Genomic DNA, 24,737 nt, shown 5'->3' on the forward strand with positions numbered 1-24,737 from the left:
AACAGTTTTGTGTATAACTTTTTATTTTTATGTCAACATTTACTTATATATAATATTTTTGTTTATATATTTGTTAATAATTTTTTTATTTATCCACATAATCGTCATGATTGCCTGGATGTAATTTACCAGGCATTAATAATCTTTTAAAAGCTTACTTAGGAGGCACTTTTATGAACAAGGAAATAGTTGATATATGGGAAAAGACATTGAATATAATAAAAGCCGAACTCCCCGAAGTTAGTTTTAATACATGGCTTAAATGCATCGAACCCCTTTTTATGGATTCCGACAAGATCGTGCTCGGTGTTCCTAACGATTTTACAAAAGGAATACTTGAAGCAAGGTATCAACCCATTATATCAAATGCTTTAAAACTTGTTACATCAAAAAAATATGACATCAGCTTTGCTATAAATAATGAAGAAACATTAAGGGCCCTGAACAACCGGCAGATGGAAAACAGAAATATTGAAGAAAAAAATAAACATGATGATTCAAATTCCAACCTCCTTAACCCGAAATATACCTTCGATTCCTTCGTTATAGGGAACAGCAACAGGTTTGCACATGCCGCTTCACTGGCAGTCGCCGAAGCACCGGCAAAGGCATATAATCCGCTGTTTATATATGGAGGAGTGGGACTCGGGAAAACTCATCTGATGCATGCTATAGGTCATTATATTTTAGACAATGAACCTAATTTAAAGGTTGTTTATGTATCTTCAGAAAAGTTTACAAATGAACTTATTAACTCCATAAAAGACGATAAAAATACTGCTTTTAGAAATAAATACAGAAATATCGATATATTATTGATAGACGATATACAGTTTATAGCAGGAAAAGAAAGCACTCAGGAAGAGTTTTTCCACACTTTTAACGATTTATATGAGGCAAATAAACAGATAATTATATCGAGTGATAGGCCTCCAAAGGAAATACCAACGCTTGAGGACAGGCTAAGATCAAGATTTGAATGGGGACTGATTGCCGACATACAGCCTCCTGATTTTGAAACAAGGATTGCCATTTTAAATAAAAAAGCTGATGTGGAAGGGCTTAATATCCCAAATGATGTAATGGTTTATATAGCAAGCAAGATACAATCAAATATAAGGGAACTTGAGGGAGCGCTAATCAGAGTAGTAGCTTATTCTTCCCTTGCAAACAGGGAAATAAGCGTAGATTTGGCAAGTGAAGCTTTAAAAGATATAATTTCAAATAAATCAAAACAAATAACCGTCGAACTCATTAAACAGGTTGTAGCAAATTATTATAACTTAAGACCTGAAGACTTTACCTCAAAGAGAAGGACAAGGAATGTCGCTTTCCCGAGGCAAATTGCAATGTACCTTGCAAGAAAACTCACTGATCTTTCCCTTCCAAAAATCGGGGACGAGTTTGGGGGAAGAGATCATACTACAGTGATACACGCATATGAAAAAATAAGCAATGATCTTGCGGTAGACGACGGCCTAAAGGAAACTATAGATGAAATCAATAAAAAGCTAATCCAAAAATAGTTATCAACTTATTATCAACCATATACCTTAATAACATGTTGATAATAGTTTTAACGATATTTATTATATAATAATGTGGATAAAGTTATCTTATTTTATTTTTTTATCCACATGTTTTCCCTTTTATTTTTTAAAGCATTTTAAATGTTTTAAATACTTATTAACATAATAACAGCCCCTACTACTATTACTACTAATTTTTTTATTTTATATTATTATTTATTGAATTTTTAAGCTTGTTTATAACTTTTACTACAATATATAATACGGGAGGTAATTTAATATGAAATTTATCTGCTATAAAAACGAACTTTTAAATTCCATATCCATCGTGCAGAAAGCAGTTACAGGAAAAAGCACTCTTCCTATACTTGATGGAATATTAATTAAATCCGTCGAAAATGTTCTTTCATTGACCGCAACAGATTTGGATTTCGGCATAGAAACCAAAGTCAATTGTACAGTCCAATCAAATGGTTCTGTTGTATTAAACTCCAGGCTCTTTGGTGATATAATAAGAAAATTGCCTGATGAAGATATAGAAATCGAAGTGGATGATTCGTTTAATACAACTATAAAATGCGGTAAATCGAAGTTCAATCTTGTTGGACAAAGTCCTGATGAATTTCCTGAACTTCCTTCTATAAACGAAAATGCCATGTATACCATAAAGCAGGATTTTCTAAGAGACATGATAAAGGACGTTATATTTGCCGCAGCTCAGGATGAAACAAGGCCAATACTTACAGGTGTTTTATTCGAAGTGAAAAACAGTATTCTGAGCATGGTTGCACTTGACGCTTACAGGCTTGCGTTAAAGAGCGCCCCGTTAAATTCAAAGGACAATATAAGTGCTGTAATACCTGCAAAAGCTTTAAACGAGGTAAGTAAAATACTTGTGTCATCCGATGATGTTTCCATAACATTTACACCAAATCATATATTGTTTAAACTTGAAAATACAAAGATTATTTCAAGGCTGTTACAGGGGGAATTTATAAACTACAGGCAGATAATACCTGAAGAATATAAACACAGAGTCAAAGTAAATCCTAAAAATCTTTTAGACAGTATCGAAAGGGCATCCCTTTTGGCAAAAGAAGAGAATACAAATCTTATAAAAATGGATATAAAAGAGGACAATATGATAATTACTTCAAATTCCAAATATGGAAATGTATACGAAGAAGTACCTATAGAGCTTGAAGGAGACAATATTCAGATAGCTTTTAATTCCAAATACTTTATAGATGCTCTCAGGATTATAGATAAAGATGAAATTTATCTTGAGTTTACGAGCAGTGTAAGCCCTTGCATACTTAAGACATCCGATGATAACAGCTATATTTATCTTATACTGCCTGTAAGGCTGTTTGCTGATTAATATTATAATGTAAAAAATTTACATATTATTATCGATATTTGAATTTACAAAACTTGAATCCGGCAAGTGTTGTTTTTCAAAATATCACATACATATTGCTAATTGGAGTCAACACAAGCTTAATATAAAAGGCGCACAGCTAAAGTTTGGACATATTTCATCTTGGTGGGGGTGCGCTATTTGTTTTTGTTGAAATTATTCAGGGGTATATTTTATGAATGTAGAAAAAATTACATTAAAAAATTATAGAAATTATATTGACCTGGAGTTATTTCTTCATCCAGGCCTTAATATAATTTATGGCGATAATGCCCAGGGAAAAACTAATTTTATAGAGTCCATTTATATCTGTGGGATAGGAAAATCGCACAGGGCTTCAAAAGAAAAGGAACTCATAAATTGGAACAGCCACAGCGCCTATATCAAAGCAAACATTAAAAGAGCTAATATAGATACTGATATAGAGGTAAACATATTTGACAACAAGCCTAAGATTATAAAAGTCGGTGGGGTTAAAATAGAAAAGATTTCTGAGCTTCTTGGAAATCTAAATGTCGTAATGTTTTCCCCCGAGGATTTAAGGCTCATTAAAGAGGGGCCTGTATACAGGAGAAGATTTTTAGATATAGAGGTTTCACAAATAAAACCGGCCTATTTTTATAATCTGCATCAATATAACAGGGTGCTTTTACAAAGGAATAATCTTCTTAAATCTATAAAGTACAATAGAAGCCAGAGCCTTCTAAAAACTCTCGATATATGGGATGAGCAGCTTTCAGAATTCGGTTCTCATATTATCGTTTACAGGATAGAATTTATAAAAAAAATATCGATGCTTGCAAGGCTAGTCCATAGGAAATTAACGGATGGAAAAGAAGAACTAAATGTTTTGTATTCAAGCATGTTTAAAAATGTTCAGACAAGAGAAGATGGAAAGATTTTATTATATAAAGAGCTTATAAGATCTAGAAACAGGGATATAGAAAGGGGAATGACATCGGTAGGTCCTCACAGGGATGATATGGATTTTTTTATAAACAATACGGATGTCAAGACATATGGATCTCAGGGGCAGCAAAGAACCGTGGCTCTTTCTTTGAAACTATCCGAGCTTGAGTTTATAAGGGCTGAATGTATAGAGTATCCCATTCTGCTTTTAGACGATGTACTTTCTGAACTTGATATAAAAAGGCAAAAGTTTTTATTAGAAAACCTTAAGAATGTACAGACGATTTTAACATGTACAGGAATAAATGACATAAGGGAATTTCGGAAAAACGATCGTTTTTTGTTTAAAGTTTCAGATGGATTAATCGAAAAAATTGAGTGATATGTAAATTATGCGTGAATAGAATCGTAGATTCTTCAAATATAAAATATGCACCCTAAAATATCTTCAATTCGTAATTTGGGATCAGCCATAAATAGAATTATGCTATTTTGATCAACGAATGAGCATTATGAAAGTTTTGATAAGTTCTTGGCTTTGCTGCCGAAGAGAATCCTTAGAGCTTTTGATTGTCTGAGTGAAACGAGTTTCAAAAGCTCTTGGATTATCAAGGCTGCTGGCCTTAGAACTTACAAAACTTGAATCCGGCGAATGAGTGCTCAAAATAACATAAACTCATATTGCGAATCGAAGATTCTTCTATGATATATAATGTATGTGGTATATAAAATGTTTTCAAATAAAGGAGATGCGTTCATGTCATATTTGCTTAAACCGTTGGAAAATGGAAAATTGTTTTTGAAAAACAGGTTGATCATGCCTCCTATGGCCACTTCAAAATCTGAAGAGGATGGAAGAGTGAGCAGAGAAATGTTGGATTATTATGATGAAAAATCAAGAGGTGGGTATATATCGCTGGTCATTATAGAACACAGCTTTATTTCAAAACGCGGAAAGGCAAGTGAAAGACAGCTTTCCGTATCGGATGACGATTTGATAGGAGGTTTGAAAGCACTCGCCGATACCATTCATAGAAATGGGACTAAAGCGGTAATGCAGATCAATCATGCAGGAAGCGCTACAAGTAAGGATATTACAGGATATGATGAAGTAGGCCCATCGTCAGTACCAAATCCGCGCAGGGGAAATATTCCAAGGGAACTTACGCGTACGGAAATCGAAGGCATAGTACGGGAATTTAAAAATGCGGCAGTACGGGTAAAAAAGGCGGGCTTTGATGGAGTGGAAATCCATTCTGCCCACGGGTATCTGCTGGACCAATTTTTGTCGCCTCTCACAAACAAAAGAATCGATGAGTATGGAACAGATATAAAAGGCAGGATTAAGATTCATCTTGATGTCGTTAGGGCAGTGCGTTCTGCAGTTGGAGAAGATTTTCCGATTCTGCTGCGCCTGGGTGCTTCCGATTATATGGAGGGAGGAACGACGATTGAGGACAGCAAAATTGCAGCGGTTGAATTTGAAAAAGCAGGAGTGGATATTCTTGATATTTCAGGCGGATTTTGTGGATATATGGTACCGGGACTTACCGGACAGGGATATTTTTCACCGTTGAGTGAAGCGATAAAGAAAGTTGTATCCATACCTGTTATACTGACTGGTGGCATAACTGAAGCCAAGGCTGCTGAAAAACTGCTGTCAGAGGGAAAAACCGACCTTATCGGCGTAGGAAGGGCTATGTATAAAGACTCCGGCTGGGCCAGAAAAGCCATCGAAAGTTTTAGAGCATAAAAAATGGAGACTATGGGGAGGGTTTAGCATATGCGCATATTCATATTTTAACTTTAACTTTATTTCCGATTACAATTTCGTTTTCAGTAACATAAGAATCATATGCTAAAATCCCAACGCCGTTTTCCTTCGCATATTTTAAAGCCGATGCAAACTTATCATCCATAATTGCATTGGGGGTAAAATATTTTACTCCCTTCATCTGGATAAGGAAAAATATATAACCTTTGTATCCTTCATGCACGGCTTTTACCATTTCTTTTACATGCTTTGTACCCCTTTCGGTTGGAGCATCGGGGAACATGGTGATTCCGTCATTTTCCAGGGTAACTCCTTTTACTTCTACGAATCCTTTTTCCAAGGGAGTCTCAAAGTAGATATCAAACCTGGAATTTCCGTAAAATACTTCTCTTTTTAACATGCATATATTTTGGATCTCATCAACTTTTTTATCGCGCAGACCCTGGTATACAACGGCATTAGGCACCTGTGAGTCGATATTGATGAGGTTATTCCCCTTATACGCCGATATAAGAGAGTAATTGGTCTTTCTATTTTTATTCCGGGATTTTTCAAGTATCACCTGCGTACCTCTATTTAATATTTCCCTGCACCGTCCTGTATTTTTGACATGCACGATTTCTTTCTTTCCGTTCAGAAGTACATGAGCTATAAATCTATTCGGTCTTTCTAAAAAAACAGCTTTACTTATGTCGTTATATTTCACGATAAGCCTCCGGTATTTTTAAAATACATATGCTTCTGTCATTCTCTTAATTTACACTTTTTCCTGACGTACCATAATATAACAAAAAAGATGACTGCCAAACTCAAAATTATGAATGTAATTTCCGAGTAAACGTCCATAAATTCCAAAATCTCCTGCCATGACTCTCCAAGAGCGGCACCTGCATATACGAGGGCTGTATTCCAGATTAATGTTCCTGTTGTAGTATAAAGAAGAAATAGGCCTAATTTCATATTTGCCATACCCGCCGGAATAGATATAAGGCTTCGGACAAGCGGAACCATTCTGCAGAAGAAAACAGTCCGATAACCATAACGGGTAAACCATGAATCGGCCTTTTCGATATCGCTTGCTTTTATCCTGAGTATATGCCCCCAGCGGTTTATCAAATTCTCAAGCCTTTTTACGTTAAAAAGACGGCCAATTTCGTAAAGTACAAAAGCCCCCGAGACAGAACCGGCAGTAGCGGATGTAATCACGCCTAAAATGGTCATCCGGGCCCTTGTAGTCATGAACCCTCCAAAAGTAAGTACGACTTCCGAGGGTATGGGTGGGAAAACATTCTCCAATAAGATCATGATAAATGTGCCGAGATAACCGAAATGCTGCATGAAATTTATGATCCAGTTTTGCATAGTAAATTCCTCACTTGAATTATTTACACTTAAATACATTAAGAGCATGAATACATTATATAATACCCCGAAGTTATCTGTAAACCTTTCCTTAGTATTCTTCTTCAATCCGTAATTTGAACTTATGTTATTTTGAACACTCATTCGTTGCTCAAAATAACATAATCCTATTTATGCCTGATTTCATATTGCGAATCGAAGTAATATTCTTTTATAATACATGCCCCTTAATTTGCTAAATGTGATAGATAATAATGGTATAATAAAATATATCGTTTGAAGTGAGGGTGGTAAAACATGTTTATTAGGAAAGCAAATGTAAGCGACGTAGAGAGGATAAATGAAATATATAATCAAGCTGTATTGAATACGATTGCCAGTTTGGATATACAACCAAGGTCTTTGAAATATCAACTGGATTGGTTTAAAAGTCACAATGATAGATTTGCAGTTTTTGTGGCATGCAAAAACGGCATAATAACGGGATGGGCATCTTTATCCCTTTGGTCCGATAAATCCGGATACAAGGATGTGGCGGAGGATTCCATATATATTGATGAAAAATACAGGGGAAACGGAATAGGAAAGCAACTTTTAAAGACGATTATGGATCATGCAAAAGCCAACGGATTTCATACAATAATCGCAAGGATATCCGATGGAAACGATATAAGCGTTCATATGCATCAAGAGTATGGATTTAAAATGGTCGGCACACTAAAGGATATAGGATACAAATTTGGCAGATATATCAATGTACATATTATGCAACTCCAACTCCAGCTCGGGGACAGTTAACAATAAATCGCTAAATTGGCGATACCTAAGGTTTTTGTTAACCGTCCCCGCTAATTTGCTTGGATTTTAAGAGAACTGTTTTATTTCGTTAATTTAGACATATTTGAAGTTAATTCCAGTGCAGTCTTAAAGCTCTCCGTAATGTTTTTAATCTTTTCATCCTGTGATTCAACACTTGCAAGTACCTCTTCGAATGATGCGCTGCTCTCCTCTGTAAAACCTGCAATATCGTGGAGGCTGTCTGTTATATTCTTTGATAATTCCTTTAGATTTTTTACCATATTCTCAATCTCATCCGCTTTGACATTAACTTTTTGCGAGTTTTTCGTGACATTCTGGATTACTTCGGATACTTTAGTTTTAGATTCCTGACTTGTTTTTATGGCTGAATAACCCATATTTACTTTATCGGTAACCTCTTTTGTCTTTGAGCTTATGCTTTTTATTATATTATCGATTTCTTTTGCCGCATTCCCTGAGCTCTCGGCAAGTTTTAATACTTCGCTTGCCACAACCGCAAATCCTTTTCCGTTTTCTCCTGCTCTTGCAGCTTCAATCGATGCGTTAAGTGCCAAAAGGTTGGTTTGAGATGAAATATTGCTTATGACATCAAGCATCTCCCCGATTTTGCCCATTTCATTATTTAGTTCGTTTATATGAGAGACCGTATCGTTTATTATATTGCTTAAACTATCTATCTGGTTTGACAATGAAAAAAGTTCTTTTTCGCCTCTTCCTGAATCGCTGTAAGATAAGGCTGCTGATTGTTTCATATCGCCGGATACTTTTGAAAGAGTGTCCACGCTTTCTTCAACATTTCCCATGTCCACGCTTATATCGTTTACACTTTTGGCCTCCGATTCAACTCCCGTTGCAAGCTGTGAGAAAGATGTGGATATTTCCTTTGATATATTCTCCGCGGCATTTATATTGTCATTAAAAGTTTTATTGAAATCATTGAGAGATTTCACCGCTATTTTTATATCGTCCAGGATACCTTGGAGCCTGCTTTGAGAATTCTCAGATTCTTTCCTTTTCTTTTCCAAATCTTCGTTGAGCTTCTGACCTATTATACTATGGGCGATAATAATCCCGCCGATGAGTATGAAGTAAAGGTTTAGAGAAATCAATGTTTTAGTAGTTATGCCGTTATACATCACATTTCTAAACTGAAAAAAAGAGAAATTTATCATACAAATACCCATGATGAAAGATAAAATAAGCGGTTTATAGTAATTGTAGAGAGATGTAAGGGCAAGGCTGTAATACACAATCAGGACATTTACAAAAGATGTTTTCCCGGTAGACGCACTGATAATGATATAAGAGAAAAATCCTGTAGCCAACGTTATAATATACATTGTAGCAAGTATAAGTTTTTTTGTTGCCGTTAGATATGTAGAAAGGAGACATATGCCGGTACCGGTAACAATCAGGGCGATGATTGTGGATTTTGGTATTTTATTTGCTATATCCACAGCAATGCCTAAGGCCAGTGAACACCACAAAAGTTTTACGATCAGACAATTTCTTTTATGTATTAAGTTTATATTATTCATTTTATTGCCTCCTATGTATTTTATATATATTTATTCGGCTTAAATTCGCAAATATTAATACCATCAGAGTCATATTACAAATGAAGACTGATATTATGAAATATTTGTATTTGTCAGTATTTAACGATATAATGAAAAAGTACAGAAAAATTAAGGCGGGATTTAAATGCATATAAGGGAAGATGTACTTAAACTTACGGCGCCGATTGTGGTGGAGCAGGTACTCACAATATCGCTTGGCGTTGTAAACACCATATTGGCAAGTAACATAGGCAAAGAGGCCGTATCTGCAATAGGGATGGTTGATGCTATCAATAACGTTTTTATAGCATTTTTTTCATCTCTTGCTGTAGGAGGGACTGTAGTCGTAGCGCAGTATACGGGGCATAATGACATAAAAGACGCAAATAAAGCGTCAGGACAAGCCATGTCATCTTCCATAATAATATCTCTCGCTGTAACGTTATTGATGTGGGTATTTCGCTATCCTATAATAAATGGATTATATAGTTCGGCTGAACAGTCTGTCCTAAGCCAGTCTTATATATATTTTGAAATTACGCTTTTAACATATCCGCTTATATGTATAACACTTACTGCATGTGGATTGCTTCGGGGTGCCGGCGATACAAAGACTCCTATGAAAGTAAATATAATAATGAATATAATAAATATATTCCTGAGCTATATACTCATATACGGAATAAATATACGATTTTTGAATTTCCGTATTCCCGGACTTAATGTGGAAGGTGCGGCGCTTGGTATCGCATTTACAAGAATTGTAGGTAGCATAATGATAATGCTTGTGCTTTTAAAGGGCTCAAAAATAATAAAACTTAAAGGGCCGCACATGTTAAAAGTAGATTTGAATATGCAGAAGATGATATTTAATGTAGGAATACCTTCAGGACTTGAGTCCCTTGTATTCAACGGAGGAAAGCTCATAACGCAGATTTTTATAGTTTATATGGGTACAGCGGCCATAGCAGCAAACTATATCGCAAACTCCATAACAACGCTTATTAATATTCCCGGCGCTGCACTAAGCATCGCCGCGACTACCCTGGTCGGACAGAATATGGGAAGGGGAGACCCCAAGAATGCTGAGGATCTTATGGTATATCTGACGAAGCTCTCATCGGCATGCCTTCTTGTGGTGTGCTTTTTGTCAATACCTCTTACAAGGGCCTTTTGCCTTCTGTATACAAGAAGCGAGGATGTTTTGAAAATGGCTGTAAATATTACAAGGCAATGGGATATAGTTACTCCCGCTTTGTGGTCCATAGCATTCGTGCTGCCGGCAGGGTTAAAGGGTGCCGGTGATGCCACATATACCCTGGTTACATCGTTTATAGGCATGTGGATTTTCAGGATAACATTGGGATACATACTGGGAATTCCTTTTAAACTTGGAGTTGCAGGAATATGGATAGGCATGTACGTCGATTGGGCGGTACGGGGTATACTTTACTGGGCAAGGCTGAAGAAAGGGAAATGGAAAAACAATGTTGTTATTGATATTCACGCTTAAGATGTATATAAAAGAATATAAGCTATAAAAAACATAGCAATGCAAAAGAAACAATAAATAATATATACTAAATTTAAACCTCAAGGAGATACGCTTGAGGTTTTTTATTTTATAATTCCCTTAACATCACTATAATATATTTTTAACAGTTATTGCTTATACTTATAATTGTTATTTAGTAAGCGCTAAATAATGGGACGCATGTCAAGTTAACTTTATCTATGAGATAATACTTTACAAGAGTTATTATAGTTTTTGAAGTTTTTCAAGTGGCTTGAAAAACTATAGATAGGAGAGTGACCATGGATAAAGTTGCAGAAGTAAAAGTGCAGTTTAATAAAGAAAAATGGTTTAACTTAATAAGAGAGCGCCAAAACAGCGGGCTGACCATCAAGGAATGGTGCAGCCAGAATAACATACAAGAAGCATACCTATTACTACTGGCTGCGGCGCGTCAGAGTGTCTGCATGTACAGAATACATGGGGGCTGCACAAAATAAACCTAAAAGTCCTGTAGCCCTTGCACCTTTGCAAATAGATGAAAGAATCGATCCTGAGCAGGCTCCGATAATCATCCATATGCAAAATGCTGATATTGAGGTCAGAGATGGAAGCTCCCTTCATGCTTTGGAAACTGTGCTGACCGCATTAAAAAACATATGTTAGCAGATTTAGCAAAGATGAAAGGAATATATATTGCTTGCGGATATACAGATATGAGGAAGTCTATCGATGGATTGGCTGCCATAGTTAAATTGAATTTCTCTATGGATCCCTTTTCTCCATATCTTTTTCTTTTCTGCGGAAAACGCCGGGACCGACTAAAAGCATTGCTCTGGGATGGGGATGGTTTTATCCTTCTATATAAACGATTAGGAAACGGAAACTACAAGTGGCCCCGTACGCCTGAGCAGGTCAGGCACCTGACATCTCAGGAATTTTGCTGGCTTATGGAGGGTCTTTCAATTGAACAACCAAAAGCAATCAAAGAGGCAAAACCCAGCGAAATATTCTAGCAAAATATATGTAAAAGAGGTCCCTAAAGCATTGATTTTAGTGGACTTTCAACCGAACAAACTGAATATATTTCCTTATTGGAGAGGACCAATGAAACATTAAATCTTCGTGTCAATCAACTCATGGATATGCTCCAAAAGACCCTATATGGGCAGTCCAGTGAAAAGAGGCGTTATATCCTTGGAGAGGATGATGGCCAGATTTCATTTTTTAATGAAGCTGAGATAGAAGCAAACAGTAAGGCAGAGGAGCCTTCAGTACAAACCATTGTTTCCTCCAACACGGTCAGGTCAGCATGCCCGAAGGTTTCTGGAGAGTTTTTCAGGTTACCTCCAAACAGATGGCAATGGATATATGTAGTACCTAACGTTATCCATTGCGGCTGTTGGGCCCATTTACAGTGCAAATTTGAGGAGGCAATGCCTAAAGGCGCTGACATGAAGAATTCCAGGGCAGCCGTAGGGTATGACTATTGCAACCGTCTGTTTGGCATGGAGGAAGGATGGGCAGAGTTATCATTTGAAGAGCGCTACAATGAGCGGATCAAATACGCTAAACCGCTGCTTGATGAGTTCTGGCAATGGGTATCAAATCTGAATCCTTTGCAGGGCTCTAACCTTGTAAAGGCTGTTACATATGCCATAAACCAAAAAGAGCCGCTTAATAATTTCCTCCTCGATGGCCGCATTGAAATCTCTAATAACCGTGCTGAAAACACAATTCGTCCTTATGTAACTGGAAGAAAAAATTGGCTCTTTGCGGATACAACCCGCGGTGCTAAAGCCAGTGCCATTGTCTACAGCATGATTGAGACAGCCAAGGTTAACAAACTAAACCCTTATATGTATTTGGTATATCTTCTATCTAATTTGCCTGGTCTAAAAGAATTAAATCAGGAATCCCTTGTTCCTTTTCTACCCTGGTCCCCGGAACTGCCATCATGGTGTCGCAGGGATTATGTCAAGGCACCCCAAGATTAAGCGCTTACGAATGACCTGCCATAATATCCGGTTTTTTCCCGTATAATATGTCTTTTGACTTCCTTGGAAATCGAAGTACAATCATGATTAATATCTTTACTGATGGATTTAAATGATAGACAGTCTTTAAGAGATTGTTCAATTGTAACTCTTTGACTGAGATTAAAATGTTTATACTTAGACATAATATGGTCTCCTTTTTACAGGCATTACAGGGAACATATATTGCCTTTATCAAGTAATGTAAACTACCGCTAATTTTATTGTCAAAGGCCCAAAATCAGGCTTATCCTTGACAATAAAATTCCGCCATGCACTATATCAATTGCCGAGGGATGAAGGGAAAAAGCAAGTTGTATCTTAAGCATCCCCCAGAATATGCTATTGTAGCATGGCGGACGCTGTCTATACGGTATGCCGTCTACTAAAAATACCTCGGGAATCTGCTAAAAGAGCAAGTTGTCAAATTGACAAGTTATAAACCAAACACCAAATATATCATAATATTTGTAATACTAATTTCCACCCTTATTTTTGTAAGATTAACTTCCACTATTCAACGGTATGGGGTGAAACTTACTTTTGCAATTAACTATAATAAATTGCCATAAAATTATTTTAGATTTAAGTATTGTATTATGGATACTTGATTTATAATGTATTAAATGGTAAGATAAATAAAAAATGGGAGGAAAAAAGCATGAAAAAGTTTTTTACTGTTATTTTTTCTTTAATGCTAATCTTTTCTAACTTTGTAGATGTACAACCTGTTTTTGCTTATTCAAAGAATCCAAATACAGTAACAAAACCTGATGCTTTTCAATATTGTTCCGTTTATGGTACAAGACATTACCCAGATCATAAATACTTAGCTAAAGTTCTTATTGATGGGGACAATTATTATTCTAATTTTACAAGAGCAGATTGTGCATGTGGAGCAGAAATTTTTTATGATGGCTATCCTCATCAAGGTTTTGTCGGACAATATTTTACCCATTACTATGATACATTTGTAGATACCAATGGATGGTTTACGGTATATAGAGTTCATACATCTGATATAAGTGAGCATTATACATCAGGAGATTTAGCGGATTGGTATCTTACTGCGTACTAATTAAATGAATAAATTTATAAAAAATATAGGTTGTAAATATTGCTGGCGGAAAGAGCTATTGCTTAAAGGATTAATTATTCCCGAAGCAACAGCTCTTTTATATAGGAATGTATATTATAATATTGATATTAGGATTTTTAAAAAAAAAGGTGAATTTTACCTGGAATTAATATTCTTATAATAAAGGAGATGTTTTGAATGGCTTTTTTTGTAGTGGGCATTATTCTTGTGTTAATTGGAGTTTTGGCAATTTCCAGAGGAAACGCTTCAAAATTTAATACTACAAGTGGGGGAGGAAGCAGGATTCCACCTGAAGCATGGCTTAGGCTTAATGAAAGCGTACAAAAAGTTGCAGGAACAAAGGAATCTACTGACTCCTATTTTCTTAAAAGCAATATTTTAAAGCCTAACATTCTTGGATTAATTATTTTAGTTGTTGGAATTGTGTTTATTGCATTAAGTTTAATCTGATATAGGGTCCTTAGTTCAAAGGTTTACTTATACCGAATAATATATATTTTCCTCCAAACACTAAATGGGTTATTTGTCCAGGACTGTATTACTATAGGGTATTTACCTCCCCATGTGGCTTCAAGTGAATGAAGAGCCTCAACTGCTTCTTCATTTGGAGCCTTATATACTGTCCTTAAATCTTTCATGAACGCCTTAATGTTCTTCGAAGCTACATACTTCATTGAGTTTCTTATTTGGTGTATTATGCAGCTTTGATTTACATTAGGGAAAACTGTCTTTATTGCTTCAGGTAATCCTTTAAGACCATCCATACATGCAATTATTATGTCCTTAACCCCTCTGTTTTTAAGGTCATTACATACTGATAACCAGAACTTGGCACTTTCCTGTTCTCCTATCCATATACCCAATATATCTTTATATCCTTGAAAAAGTCAAGGAAAGCGCACACCCAGATTTAGCGAACTAAAGTATGAATATCCATCAAGTTAAGCCGCCAGAGAAAAGAACAAGGCTCTCTTTTTCAGAGGGGGAAGATTGCCTTCGTTGGCAGTATAGCGGCGTTCAGCATTGTAATAAAGCTCAATCCACGCGAACACTTTATATCGCACCTCGTCCCGGGTCATTTTATAAAGCGGCAGCTGGTAAATCAGATCTTTTTTCAAAGTGGCAAAAAAGCTTTCCATGCGGGCGTTGTCAAAGCAGCTGCCGGTGCGGCCCATGCTTTGCCGCAGGCCGTATCGCGTCAGGGCGTTGCGGTATGCCCGGCTCGTATATTGGCTGCCGTGGTCGGAATGGAGAATCAGACCGTCCCGTTTTCCAAATCTCCCCACGGCATTCTCCAGCGCCGAAACGCAAAGCCCGGCCTTTTTGTTGGAATTCATGGACAAACCGACAATGGTTCCGTCAAAGCAATCCAGAATGGCGGCAAGATACAGTTTCCCATTTTTACATTTCATTTCGGTGATATCCGAAAGCCATTTCGCATTTGGCGATACCGCTTTGAAATCACGCTGGATCAGATCCTCGCTGAGCAGGTCTTTATCGTTCCGCTTTGTCATACCGCGCGGCGTCTTCTTGCGGTGCAGCAGGCCGTTTTCCCGGCAAAGCCAGTAGCATTTCCCGTAACTGGGCCGTATGTCGGCCGGCAGTTTATCCCGCAAACTGCGGACGCCGTAATCTGAATGGGCTTTTCGCGCTGCTTTCAGGGCCGATACCGTTTTGTCGTCCGAACTGGAGCGGTTCTTACGCTTTTTCCATACGTAAAATCCTTCCCGCCGGACAGACAAAGCCATGCAGCATAACGCAATACTGGATGTACCGTGATTCCGATCAATCCATGCGTAGAGATGCCGCGGCTTTACTTCCGTTACCGGTCCGCCATAAAACCCAGCGCTTTTTTCAGGATCGAATTCGCCTCCCGCAGCTCGGCGATCTCCTTCTCCAGCCGTTTCATGCCATCCTCCGGGCTTTCTCCCGGGCGCAGCCCTTTGATCGCGATGCCGTGGCGCAGCCGTTCTTTCCTCTGCCACGCGTAAAGCGTTTTGGGGGAAACATCCAATTTCTCACTCGTTTTGCGTACTCCGATTTCGGAGGCCAGCTTCAACGCGTCCTCCCTGAATTCCTGACTGTATTTCTTTACCATTCTCGCACACCTCTCCTTTATTTTATCACGGTTGGGTGTACGCTTTTGTTATATCACTCCATTTAGTTCATCATAGCTATAATAAACATTTCCGTAGTACATTTCCTGTTTCATAATTCCAAAGAAGTTCTCCATTACTGAATTATCATGACAGTTACCTTTGCGTGACATACTTTGGAAAATACGATTTTCTTTAAGAGTATTCACATAGCTTTTCATTTGGTACGCCCATCCCTGATCCGAATGAAAGGTTCTTCTGTAGACACAATCAGAAGTTACCTCTATCGCTTTATTTAACACATCCATGATATTCATTGCTGACGGTTTAGGTGATACTGTATAGCTTATGATTTCTCTATTACACATATCCATAAATGGATCTAGATAAAGCTTTTTAATAATCATCCTCCCCTTGGCATCTATCTCATAATACTTGAACTCAGTAGTATCCGTTGTGATTTTCTGATGAGGAATCTTAGTATCAAATCTCCTGTGGATTCTGTTGGGAGCAACTTTTCCAACTTTCCCCTTATATGAACTATACTTACGACTCTTTCTAGTGAAAGATGTTACCTGAAGATTGAACTTTTGCATAATTCTTTGGACTTTCTTTTTATTCACAAGAAACCCTTGCTTTCTAAGTTCTCCATACATCCGACGATAGCCAAAGTCCTTATGCTCTTCATGGATTTGAAGTATTTTATCTTCAAGGTCTTCATTAGGATTTTCTCGATCCAATCTTTTTTGCCAATACATATAGGTTGCTTTTGGAAAGCCTATTACTGCGAGAATGTCTTTTAGTTTGAATTCTCCTCGGAGACTGTAGACAATTCTCGCTGTTTTTTCAGAAGAGCTTCCTCTTCTAAACGCAGCCTCCTCAGTTCTTTTAAATAAGCATTCTCTATTCTAAGTTTTAGAAGTTCATCTTCCAGTTGTTTTATGTGTTCAGTATTAGTATCGGCTGACTCTATTCCTGCAGGTGTCGTAACCTTTGTTTTCTTCGTTAAACCCAATGATTTCTTCCGTCCTTTCTTCTTTGGTCGTAAAACATCAGGACCGGCAATTCTGAAATCATTCACCCATTTCGTTATTATTCCGGGCGTAATAATACCTTCTGAAAGAGCCAGCTCTTGATATGAAACTTCACTTGTTAAATACAATTCTACTATATGAAGTTTATATTCAAAAGAATAAGTTTCATTTTTTCTAGAACGCATAAGCCCTTTATCACCAAAATGCTTGTAATTTGTTACCCACCTTCGTACATCTCTCGATGAGGCAACTCCGTACTGATTGGATAAGAATTCATACCCCCCTTCACCATTAAGATATTGCTTGTACTATTTTTTCCTTAAATTCAAAATTGTATTTTGCCAATAGAAAACCGACCTCCAATTATTAGATTTTTAGGTCTAACTTTTGGGGGTCGGTACACATGCGTGTACACCCCGATAAGTTATACGTTCATAATATCGAAACTTCGGGGGTATAGGCAACATGTAAATTGTGGTAATAGCATACTGCATGGGGGTATATGGTATACAATCGTCAAAAATTCGTCAAAAATCCTATTGAATTTTATCGGTCTTTATTTTTTGCCCCAGTCTACAAACCCGCTATTTTGCTAACTTGTTAATTTTCATTGAACATATTTTTTGATTATGGTATTATTTACTATAATATTTATTAATATACATGACGAATATTGATTCAAAAGGGGGGATTTATCTTGGCTTTTTTAAAAAATGTAAATGTAAAAATAAAACTCATATTGATGTACCTTTGCGTTGCGCTACTGATCGTTGCAGTTGGAGTAATAGGGTCGTTATCTTTGAAAACTATCGATTACAATTCCGAAGAAATGCATAATAACAGGTTGAAGACAGTTTATGTGCTGACAGACATGAAGCAAAATCTTACACAGATAAAAGCCGATATACTGGAGCTTATTTATGTAAATGATGCATCTTCAAAGGCAAACCTTGAAAAGGATATACAGCAGAATATAGATGAGAGCAATAAATATGAAGAAATTTGTGAAAAAATGCCAAAGAGCGATGCTGAAAAACAGGAATGGCCCATATTCCGAGGAAAGCTTGAAGAATATGTGACGGTAGAAAAGACAGTTATAGAATATATCGATAAAAATGATCATGATGAAGCACTCTTCCAGTATAAGAACATCCCTGTAATAAGCAGCAGCATGTTTACGAGCCTCGATAAAATAATAAATGCTAATCTTGAAAGCGCCAAGTCCAAAAATGCACAGAATTATCTCATATACATAAACAGCAATAGGGCGATTCTTTTACTGATGGCGTTTGGATTATTACTTGCTGTAATTCTCGGTCTTATAACATCAGGCGACATAAATAAGCAACTGCTGAATATGGTAAACCAGGCAGAAAGCTTAGCAAAGTTTGATCTCTCGAAAAATATCTTAACAAAGAGAAAAGATGAATTCGGGAAAACGGGCAGGGCACTTTTTGAGGCGCAGAAAAATATAAAGCAACTTGTTCAGGAAATGATGGGAAATGCTAAAAAAATACAAGGTTCAAGCAATGAATTATCCTTGGCTATCAAGGAGCTTACTTCTGCTTCGCAAAATATAAGCAGCTCGGCAGTAAAGATAATCGAAGGTACGCAGAACACCAGTGCCTCGTCGGAGGAAATCAGCGCTTCCGTGCAGGAGGTAGACGCAAATATAAACGGGCTTTCGCAAAAAGCCGCGGAAGGAAACGGAAATGCGGTCAAATCCAAGGAAAAGGCAACTGATATGCAGAAAAAGGTAGAGCATGCCGTGGAAGACGTTAAAAAGTTATATGAAGAGAAAAAACAAAAATTGATTGCTGCAATCGAAGATGGAAAAGTAGTAGATAATATAAGTGTAATGGCAGATACTATTTCAAATATTGCAAGGCAAACAAATCTTCTGGCGCTAAATGCTGCTATAGAATCTGCAAGAGCAGGTGAGCAGGGAAAAGGATTTGCAGTAGTAGCAGGAGAAGTAAAAAAGTTAGCCGGTCAGTCTGCAAATGCTGTAGGTGCCATCCAGGATACCGTATTAAAAGTAAATGAAGCATTTAAAAATATCTCTGAGAATAGCAATGAAATATTGCAGTTCATAAATGTGAACGTAGATCAACAGCTTGAGGAATTAAAGAATGTAGGGGAACAGTATTATAATGATTCAAGCTTTCTAAGCAGTATGTCCGAGGAAATTGCATCGATGTCGCAGGAGCTCGCAGCGGCTGTTGGACAGGTAAATCAGGCGGCTCAAGGCATGGCAGGCACCGCTCAAGTGTCATTTGAAAGCGCTGATAAGATAAAAGGCAGTATCGATAAGACTGCAAAAGCTATAGAGCAAGTGGCAAAGGCCGCACAAAACCAGTCGGAACTCGCCCGGAGGCTGAACGAAATGGTCCGCAAATTTAAAATATAGCAGATGATTTGTGGCAGGTGCATATAGAGTATTTGAAGAATATTTTGATTCTGCCATGAACAAGTTTATAGATTCTATATACTTTGAGCTTAGCGATTGAAACGTGTTATTCAAGTACAAAAAATGTATCCGTTTGTGGCACAAATAATTGTTAACTTGAGCTTGCAGGAATATAATGTATATATAAATAAACGGGAGGATGAAAAAGGAAAAATATAATTAATGCTTTATCAGCAGGTGCTTTATCTGTATCTACATCCTGCAGAATATTGTGGAATATGTAGGGAGGGGCATTATGAAAAAATATATAATGGCATTTGACCAGGGCACAACGAGTTCAAGGACTATTATTTTCAACAATAAATGTCAAATAGTCGGAAGGGCGCAGAAGGAATTTAGGCAGATTTATCCGAAACCCGGCTGGGTTGAGCATGATCCAGAGGATATATGGGATACTCAGATATGGTCTGCTAAAGAAGCGATAAAAAACGCCGGAATTGAGGCGAAGGACATTGCAGCCATAGGTATAACAAATCAAAGGGAGACGACGATCGTATGGGATAAAACAGACGGGAAGCCTGTTTACAACGCCGTCGTCTGGCAGTGCAGGAGGACTGCTCCTACATGTGACATATTGAAAAAGCAGGGGTTAAGTGAAAAGATCCGCGATATAACAGGTCTTATACCCGATGCTTATTTTTCAGGAACGAAAATAAAATGGATACTCGACAATGTTGAAAATGCGAGGGAAAGGGCGGACGAAGGCCGGGTGATTTTCGGCAACGTCGATTCTTTCCTCATATGGAGACTTACAGGCGGAAGGGTGCATGCTACGGATTATACAAACGCCTCAAGGACAATGCTTTATAATATACATGATTTAAAATGGGATGAATGCATGCTGGATTTGCTCGGCATACCTTGTGGAATGTTGCCTGATGTAAAACCTTCAAGCTGTATATTCGGCATGACGGATAAAAGTATTTTTGGGGCGGAGATACCGATCGCAGGTGTGGCAGGGGATCAGCAGGCTGCGCTTTTTGGACAGGCATGTTTCAACTGCGGGGATATAAAAAATACATATGGTACAGGATGCTTTATGCTTATGAATACCGGAGAAAAACCTGTCAAATCTAAAAATGGCCTTTTGACTACGATTGCCTATGGCGTAGGCGGACAGGTAAAATATGCCCTTGAAGGCAGCGTATTTATAGGAGGCGCTGTGGTGCAATGGCTAAGGGATGAGCTTAGGATGATAAGATCTCCACAGGAGACCGAAGATATCGCGATGAAGGTACCGGATTCCAATGGCGTTTATATAGTTCCTGCGTTTGTAGGGCTTGGAGCGCCATATTGGGATATGTATGCCAGGGGAACTATAGTGGGACTTACAAGGGGAGCAAAGAAGGAGCATATCGTAAGGGCGGCCCTTGAGTCCATCGCATACCAGTCATACGATGTAATGAAAGCTATGGAACAGGACTCCGGAATAAAACTTACGGAAATCAAAGTGGATGGGGGCGCCAGCGCAAATAATTTCCTTATGCAATTTCAGGCTGATATATTAAACTATTGTGTAAAAAGGCCAAAGATAATAGAGACGACTATTCTTGGGGCGGCATACCTTGCGGGACTTGCAGTAGGATATTTTAAAGATATGGATGAGATATCGGGCAAGAACACTATAGAGAGAAAATTTATTCCCAAGATGCAGGACGGAGAAAGGGAAAAACTTCTGGATGGCTGGCACAAGGCGGTAGCAAGAACTTTATCTTAAGAGTGAATGACCCTTAAGGCTGTGAACTTAGCGATTGGGATAATATTTTTCAAATATAAAATATGCACCCGGAAGCTAAATAATGCTATTGCCAACTATCGATTAAAATGTTAATATTATAATGTTGTTGCAGGCAGAGATATGAGAGCCGTGCGCTAAGCTGGAGGTCCAAGGAAAACCGCCGTTTGGTGTACGGCTTTTAATCAATCTAGTTTTTTATTGGGGGTCTTGTTATGTTTGACGTAGCAATTATTGGCGCAGGTGCTGTAGGAGCATTTGTGGCAAGGGATCTGTCAAGGTACAGAATTAATGTAGTGCTTATAGATAAGGAACTGGAAGTTTCGGAAGGCACGACTAAGGCAAACAGCGCTATAATTCATGCAGGCTATGATTGCGTTCCCGGTACTTTAAAGGCAAAGCTGAATGTTCAGGGCAATAAGATGTTTGATAGAATATGCGACGAACTCGATGTGCCGTTTAAAAGAATAGGTTCGCTTGTTATCGCGCTTTCGAAAGAGCAGCTTGATATAATAAATGAGCTTTATGAAAGAGGCAGGGCCAACGGTGTTCCAGGTTTGGAAGTTATAGGGAGAGAAAGGCTGAAAGAATTGGAGCCTAACGTAAATGAAGATGCCACAGGCGCCCTGTATGCGAAAACCGCCGGCATAATATCGCCCTATGAACTTGCACTTGCGTGTGCCGAAAACGCTGTTACCAATGGAGTCACACTAAAACTTGACACGGAAGTTAAAGATATAGAAATTAAAAAAGGCGGGTTTATAATAAAGACATCCAGAGAAGATATCGAAACAAGATATATAGTAAATGCCACGGGTCTATTCGCAGATGTCATAAACAGAATGCTTAAGGGGGATGAATTTAGTATAAACCCGAGAAAGGGAGAATATTGCCTGTTTGATAAAAACGACGGACATCTGGTTAACCATGTGCTGTTTCAGGTTCCGACTCCCAGGGGAAAAGGCGTTCTTGTAACCCCGACAGTGCATGGAAACTTGCTTATCGGGCCAAACTCGGTAAATGTTGATATTAAGGAAGATGTTTCCACAACAGGCAATGGACTTGAATATATTGTGAATTGTGCAAGAAAAACAATGAATAAATTTTCAATGAGGGACGTAATAACATCTTTTGCAGGTTTGAGGGCATCGACAAGTGGGGGAGACTTTATCATAAACGTGCCGGTCCAAGGCGCGGTTAATGCCGCCGCCATCGATTCTCCCGGTTTATCATCTTCTCCGGCGATATCGGAGATGGTGGTTCAAATGCTTAAAGAGCAGGGACTCAAGCTGATTGAAAAAGATTATTACAACCCGGTAAGAAAAAGGCAGATAAGATTTGCAGATATGAGCGATTCCGAAAGGGAAAAGGCAATAGAAAAAAATCCGCTGTATGGAAGAGTTATATGCAGGTGTGAGACGGTAACGGAAGGCGAGATCGTCGATGCTATTAAAAGGCCGGCGGGAGCCAGGACTGTCGATGGCGTAAAGAGAAGGTTAAGGGCCGGCATGGGCAGATGCCAGGGAGGATTTTGCATGCCCAAGGTGGTGGAGATATTATCGAGGGAACTTGGCATCCCGTATATGGATATAGTCAAGGACAAAAAAGGCGGCTACCTGTTTACAGGAAGGATTAAGGACAATTATACAAAAGGGGATGGTGACGCAAATGCATAGGGATCTTGTGATAATAGGCGGAGGTCCTGCAGGACTTGCGGCAGCAATAAAAGCGCGAGAAGAAGGAATAGACGATATACTCGTAATCGAAAGGGATATTGAGCTTGGTGGAATATTAAAACAGTGCATACACAATGGTTTTGGGCTGCACATCTTCGGCGAACAGCTAACCGGTCCTGAATATGCCCAGAAATTCATAGATAAATTATTAGAACTCGGTATAGAGTATAAATGCGATACCATGGTGCTGAATATAACGGATAATAAGAAAGTAACCGCTGTAAATACAAAGGACGGCGTCATCGAAATACAGGCAAAGGCTATAATACTTTCCATGGGCTGCCGTGAGAGGCCAAGGGGAGCGCTGAACATCCCGGGCAGCAGGCCTGCCGGGATATTTACCGCCGGGACCGCCCAGAGGTTTGTAAATATGGAAGGCTATAAGATAGGCGAAAAAATCGTGATACTGGGCTCCGGCGACATAGGGCTTATTATGGCAAGAAGGCTTACGCTTGAAGGATCGCAAGTAAAGATGGTGCTTGAAATAATGCCTTATTCAAGCGGGCTTAAAAGGAATATTATGCAGTGCCTGGATGATTTTGGAATACCTCTTTTGCTAAACCATACGGTTGTAAAAATTCATGGGAAGGAAAGAGTCGGGGGAGTTACAATAGCAAAGGTGGATGCAAACAGAAAACCTATCCCCGAAACATTCAGGTATGTAGAATGTGACACGCTTCTTTTATCTGTAGGGCTCATACCGGAAAACGAGCTTTCAAAAAATGCGGGAATTGTTCTGGATAAGGTCACGGGAGGTCCGAGAGTAAATGAGTCTATGGAAACTTCCGTAGAGGGAATATTCGCATGTGGAAATGTCGTGCAGGTGCACGATTTGGTGGATAATGTAACAAAAGAAAGTTATCTTGCTGGTTTGGGAGCGGCAAAATATATAAAAGGAACTGCCGGCAATGGCGGAAGAGAAATAGAGACATATGGGCGAAACGGCGTAAGATATGTTGTCCCTCAAAAGATAAGGCTCGATGACATGGGCGATGAAGTAAACTTATTTTTAAGGGTGGACAACATATACAAGGATGTTTATTTGTCTGTCTCAGACGGCGGCAAAACGATATATAAAGTCAAAAAAAGGATTGTTGCGCCTGGCGAGATGGAAAGCGTCAGATTGAAAAAAGATTCTATTTTAAATATGGAAAATGATAAGCTGTTTGTCGAGCTTATCAGGTAAAAAAGTCGAAGATCATAATTGTCTGCCGCAATGAGGAGGTATAAGGATGGAAAAGAAAAATTTAATATGCATTAATTGCCCTATGGGCTGCAGAATTGAAGTCACGGAAGAGGGAGGCAAATTAAAAGTAACCGGAAACTCCTGCAAAAGGGGAGAGCTATATGCTATATCTGAAATAACGAATCCTGTAAGAATAGTTACTACCAGCCTTTTTGTAAATGATGGAGTCCATCCGACAGTATCGGTTAAAACTTCCCGTGAGATTCCCAAAAAGATGATATTCAAATGCATGGAAAAGCTCAGTGCTATAACGGTGGACGCACCTGTAAAGATAGGCGATGTAATCGTTAAAGACATATTGAATACAGGGGCGGATATCGTAGCTACGAGGAATGTGGATCTTCGATTCGCAATATGAAATCAGGCATAAATGTGATTATGTTATTTTGAGCAACGAATG

Annotated in this window: 23 protein-coding genes and 3 pseudogenes; 17 read left to right on the forward strand and 9 right to left on the reverse strand. The window is 38.3% G+C overall.

Features of this window, described 5'->3' with window-relative positions:
- Window positions 1–173 precede the first annotated feature (173 nt).
- From dnaA to QME45_11050, 4 genes are all read left to right on the forward strand, one after another.
- Window positions 174–1,526 carry a chromosomal replication initiator protein DnaA gene (gene dnaA / locus QME45_11035; GenBank protein ID MDI6619188.1) on the forward strand — a complete coding sequence of 451 codons (1,353 nt, stop codon included), beginning with the start codon at window positions 174–176 and terminating at the stop codon, window positions 1,524–1,526.
- A 283-nt stretch (window positions 1,527–1,809) separates the two neighbouring features.
- Window positions 1,810–2,910: a DNA polymerase III subunit beta gene (dnaN, locus tag QME45_11040; GenBank protein MDI6619189.1), complete on the forward strand. Its 1,101-nt coding sequence runs from the start codon at window positions 1,810–1,812 to the stop codon at window positions 2,908–2,910.
- Window positions 2,911–3,124: 214 nt separating this feature from the next.
- Window positions 3,125–4,240: a DNA replication/repair protein RecF gene (gene recF, locus QME45_11045; GenBank protein ID MDI6619190.1), complete on the forward strand. Its 1,116-nt coding sequence runs from the start codon at window positions 3,125–3,127 to the stop codon at window positions 4,238–4,240.
- Window positions 4,241–4,615: 375 nt separating this feature from the next.
- Window positions 4,616–5,611, forward strand: coding sequence for an NADH:flavin oxidoreductase (locus tag QME45_11050; protein MDI6619191.1), 996 nt, complete (start codon window positions 4,616–4,618; stop codon window positions 5,609–5,611).
- 40 nt (window positions 5,612–5,651) lie between these two features.
- On the opposite strand, the gene sfsA is transcribed toward QME45_11050, so the two are convergent.
- Window positions 5,652–6,338, reverse strand: coding sequence for a DNA/RNA nuclease SfsA (sfsA, locus tag QME45_11055; protein MDI6619192.1), 687 nt, complete (start codon window positions 6,336–6,338; stop codon window positions 5,652–5,654).
- 38 nt (window positions 6,339–6,376) lie between these two features.
- Entirely contained in the window at window positions 6,377–6,994 is a 618-nt protein-coding gene (locus QME45_11060) for a DedA family protein (protein ID MDI6619193.1), read from the reverse strand.
- Between the two features lie 297 nt (window positions 6,995–7,291).
- Between QME45_11060 and QME45_11065 the strand changes: the two genes are divergently transcribed.
- Complete coding sequence (locus tag QME45_11065; protein ID MDI6619194.1) at window positions 7,292–7,792, forward strand: GNAT family N-acetyltransferase; 501 nt, start codon at window positions 7,292–7,294, stop codon at window positions 7,790–7,792.
- Between the two features lie 80 nt (window positions 7,793–7,872).
- Here QME45_11065 and QME45_11070 read toward each other — a convergent pair whose 3' ends face one another.
- A complete protein-coding gene (locus QME45_11070; protein MDI6619195.1) occupies window positions 7,873–9,351 on the reverse strand; it encodes a methyl-accepting chemotaxis protein in 1,479 nt (492 codons plus the stop codon).
- A gap of 166 nt (window positions 9,352–9,517) precedes the next feature.
- Here QME45_11070 and QME45_11075 point away from each other — a divergent pair, with 166 nt between their 5' ends.
- The 5 genes and pseudogenes from QME45_11075 to QME45_11095 all read left to right on the forward strand — a co-directional run bounded on the left by QME45_11075 (window position 9,518) and on the right by QME45_11095 (window position 12,882).
- A complete protein-coding gene (locus tag QME45_11075) occupies window positions 9,518–10,885 on the forward strand; it encodes an MATE family efflux transporter (protein MDI6619196.1) in 1,368 nt (455 codons plus the stop codon).
- Between the two features lie 302 nt (window positions 10,886–11,187).
- On the forward strand, window positions 11,188–11,385 hold the full coding sequence (locus QME45_11080; protein ID MDI6619197.1) for a hypothetical protein: 198 nt from the start codon (window positions 11,188–11,190) through the stop codon (window positions 11,383–11,385).
- Window positions 11,345–11,551 (forward strand): hypothetical protein, encoded by a 207-nt coding sequence (locus tag QME45_11085; protein MDI6619198.1) that lies wholly within the window; start codon window positions 11,345–11,347, stop codon window positions 11,549–11,551. Before QME45_11080 ends, QME45_11085 begins: the two co-directional genes overlap by 41 nt.
- A 14-nt stretch (window positions 11,552–11,565) precedes the next feature.
- Complete coding sequence (gene tnpB / locus QME45_11090; protein MDI6619199.1) at window positions 11,566–11,901, forward strand: IS66 family insertion sequence element accessory protein TnpB; 336 nt, start codon at window positions 11,566–11,568, stop codon at window positions 11,899–11,901.
- A gap of 30 nt (window positions 11,902–11,931) precedes the next feature.
- Window positions 11,932–12,882: pseudogene (locus QME45_11095) on the forward strand (IS66 family transposase).
- Here the strand turns inward: QME45_11095 and QME45_11100 are convergent.
- Window positions 12,879–13,067 (reverse strand): helix-turn-helix domain-containing protein, encoded by a 189-nt coding sequence (locus QME45_11100; GenBank protein MDI6619200.1) that lies wholly within the window; start codon window positions 13,065–13,067, stop codon window positions 12,879–12,881. The pseudogene QME45_11095 and the gene QME45_11100 overlap by 4 nt on opposite strands.
- A 515-nt stretch (window positions 13,068–13,582) precedes the next feature.
- Here QME45_11100 and QME45_11105 point away from each other — a divergent pair.
- Both QME45_11105 and QME45_11110 read left to right on the forward strand, forming a co-directional pair.
- Complete coding sequence (locus QME45_11105; protein ID MDI6619201.1) at window positions 13,583–13,999, forward strand: hypothetical protein; 417 nt, start codon at window positions 13,583–13,585, stop codon at window positions 13,997–13,999.
- Window positions 14,000–14,197: 198 nt separating this feature from the next.
- Complete coding sequence (locus QME45_11110) at window positions 14,198–14,470, forward strand: hypothetical protein (protein ID MDI6619202.1); 273 nt, start codon at window positions 14,198–14,200, stop codon at window positions 14,468–14,470.
- Between the two features lie 71 nt (window positions 14,471–14,541).
- On the opposite strand, the pseudogene QME45_11115 reads toward QME45_11110, so the two are convergent.
- The 5 genes and pseudogenes from QME45_11115 to QME45_11135 all read right to left on the reverse strand — a co-directional run bounded on the left by QME45_11115 (window position 14,542) and on the right by QME45_11135 (window position 17,335).
- Window positions 14,542–14,898 (reverse strand): annotated as a pseudogene (locus QME45_11115) (transposase).
- Between the two features lie 63 nt (window positions 14,899–14,961).
- Window positions 14,962–15,819, reverse strand: a pseudogene (locus tag QME45_11120) (IS3 family transposase).
- Between the two features lie 23 nt (window positions 15,820–15,842).
- Window positions 15,843–16,118: a transposase gene (locus tag QME45_11125; GenBank protein ID MDI6619203.1), complete on the reverse strand. Its 276-nt coding sequence runs from the start codon at window positions 16,116–16,118 to the stop codon at window positions 15,843–15,845.
- Window positions 16,119–16,166: 48 nt separating this feature from the next.
- On the reverse strand, window positions 16,167–16,949 hold the full coding sequence (locus tag QME45_11130) for an IS3 family transposase (GenBank protein MDI6619204.1): 783 nt from the start codon (window positions 16,947–16,949) through the stop codon (window positions 16,167–16,169).
- Entirely contained in the window at window positions 16,916–17,335 is a 420-nt protein-coding gene (locus QME45_11135; protein ID MDI6619205.1) for a transposase, read from the reverse strand. The genes QME45_11130 and QME45_11135 overlap by 34 nt, the downstream gene beginning before the upstream one ends.
- Before the next feature lie 512 nt (window positions 17,336–17,847).
- Between QME45_11135 and QME45_11140 the strand changes: the two genes are divergently transcribed.
- The 5 genes from QME45_11140 (at window position 17,848) to QME45_11160 (ending at window position 24,695) form a co-directional block, all read left to right on the forward strand.
- Window positions 17,848–19,560: a methyl-accepting chemotaxis protein gene (locus QME45_11140; GenBank protein ID MDI6619206.1), complete on the forward strand. Its 1,713-nt coding sequence runs from the start codon at window positions 17,848–17,850 to the stop codon at window positions 19,558–19,560.
- A gap of 295 nt (window positions 19,561–19,855) precedes the next feature.
- Window positions 19,856–21,337 carry a glycerol kinase GlpK gene (gene glpK, locus QME45_11145; protein MDI6619207.1) on the forward strand — a complete coding sequence of 494 codons (1,482 nt, stop codon included), beginning with the start codon at window positions 19,856–19,858 and terminating at the stop codon, window positions 21,335–21,337.
- A gap of 233 nt (window positions 21,338–21,570) precedes the next feature.
- Window positions 21,571–23,031: an NAD(P)/FAD-dependent oxidoreductase gene (locus tag QME45_11150; protein ID MDI6619208.1), complete on the forward strand. Its 1,461-nt coding sequence runs from the start codon at window positions 21,571–21,573 to the stop codon at window positions 23,029–23,031.
- On the forward strand, window positions 23,024–24,277 hold the full coding sequence (locus QME45_11155; protein ID MDI6619209.1) for an FAD-dependent oxidoreductase: 1,254 nt from the start codon (window positions 23,024–23,026) through the stop codon (window positions 24,275–24,277). Before QME45_11150 ends, QME45_11155 begins: the two co-directional genes overlap by 8 nt.
- Window positions 24,278–24,323: 46 nt before the next feature.
- A complete protein-coding gene (locus QME45_11160; protein ID MDI6619210.1) occupies window positions 24,324–24,695 on the forward strand; it encodes a DUF1667 domain-containing protein in 372 nt (123 codons plus the stop codon).
- The last annotated feature ends 42 nt before the right edge of the window (window positions 24,696–24,737 follow it).

Source organism: Clostridiales bacterium (assembly GCA_030016385.1).
In the GTDB taxonomy this organism is placed as follows: domain Bacteria; phylum Bacillota; class Clostridia; order Clostridiales; family Oxobacteraceae; genus JASEJN01.

Bases quoted from the DNA above. Each gene is read 5' to 3' on its own strand.
- QME45_11105 (MDI6619201.1), top strand. From the start codon at position 13,583: ATGAAAAAGTTTTTTACTGTTATTTTTTCTTTAATGCTAATCTTTTCT.
- QME45_11060 (MDI6619193.1), bottom strand. From the start codon at position 6,994: ATGCAAAACTGGATCATAAATTTCATGCAGCATTTCGGTTATCTCGGC.
- QME45_11065 (MDI6619194.1), top strand. From the start codon at position 7,292: ATGTTTATTAGGAAAGCAAATGTAAGCGACGTAGAGAGGATAAATGAA.
- QME45_11100 (MDI6619200.1), bottom strand. From the start codon at position 13,067: ATGTCTAAGTATAAACATTTTAATCTCAGTCAAAGAGTTACAATTGAA.
- QME45_11080 (MDI6619197.1), top strand. From the start codon at position 11,188: ATGGATAAAGTTGCAGAAGTAAAAGTGCAGTTTAATAAAGAAAAATGG.
- QME45_11160 (MDI6619210.1), top strand. From the start codon at position 24,324: ATGGAAAAGAAAAATTTAATATGCATTAATTGCCCTATGGGCTGCAGA.
- QME45_11155 (MDI6619209.1), top strand. From the start codon at position 23,024: ATGCATAGGGATCTTGTGATAATAGGCGGAGGTCCTGCAGGACTTGCG.
- QME45_11110 (MDI6619202.1), top strand. From the start codon at position 14,198: ATGGCTTTTTTTGTAGTGGGCATTATTCTTGTGTTAATTGGAGTTTTG.
- tnpB (MDI6619199.1), top strand. From the start codon at position 11,566: ATGAAAGGAATATATATTGCTTGCGGATATACAGATATGAGGAAGTCT.
- QME45_11050 (MDI6619191.1), top strand. From the start codon at position 4,616: ATGTCATATTTGCTTAAACCGTTGGAAAATGGAAAATTGTTTTTGAAA.
- QME45_11150 (MDI6619208.1), top strand. From the start codon at position 21,571: ATGTTTGACGTAGCAATTATTGGCGCAGGTGCTGTAGGAGCATTTGTG.
- QME45_11125 (MDI6619203.1), bottom strand. From the start codon at position 16,118: ATGGTAAAGAAATACAGTCAGGAATTCAGGGAGGACGCGTTGAAGCTG.
- QME45_11070 (MDI6619195.1), bottom strand. From the start codon at position 9,351: ATGAATAATATAAACTTAATACATAAAAGAAATTGTCTGATCGTAAAA.
- QME45_11075 (MDI6619196.1), top strand. From the start codon at position 9,518: ATGCATATAAGGGAAGATGTACTTAAACTTACGGCGCCGATTGTGGTG.
- QME45_11135 (MDI6619205.1), bottom strand. From the start codon at position 17,335: ATGCGTTCTAGAAAAAATGAAACTTATTCTTTTGAATATAAACTTCAT.
- glpK (MDI6619207.1), top strand. From the start codon at position 19,856: ATGAAAAAATATATAATGGCATTTGACCAGGGCACAACGAGTTCAAGG.
- dnaA (MDI6619188.1), top strand. From the start codon at position 174: ATGAACAAGGAAATAGTTGATATATGGGAAAAGACATTGAATATAATA.
- recF (MDI6619190.1), top strand. From the start codon at position 3,125: ATGAATGTAGAAAAAATTACATTAAAAAATTATAGAAATTATATTGAC.
- dnaN (MDI6619189.1), top strand. From the start codon at position 1,810: ATGAAATTTATCTGCTATAAAAACGAACTTTTAAATTCCATATCCATC.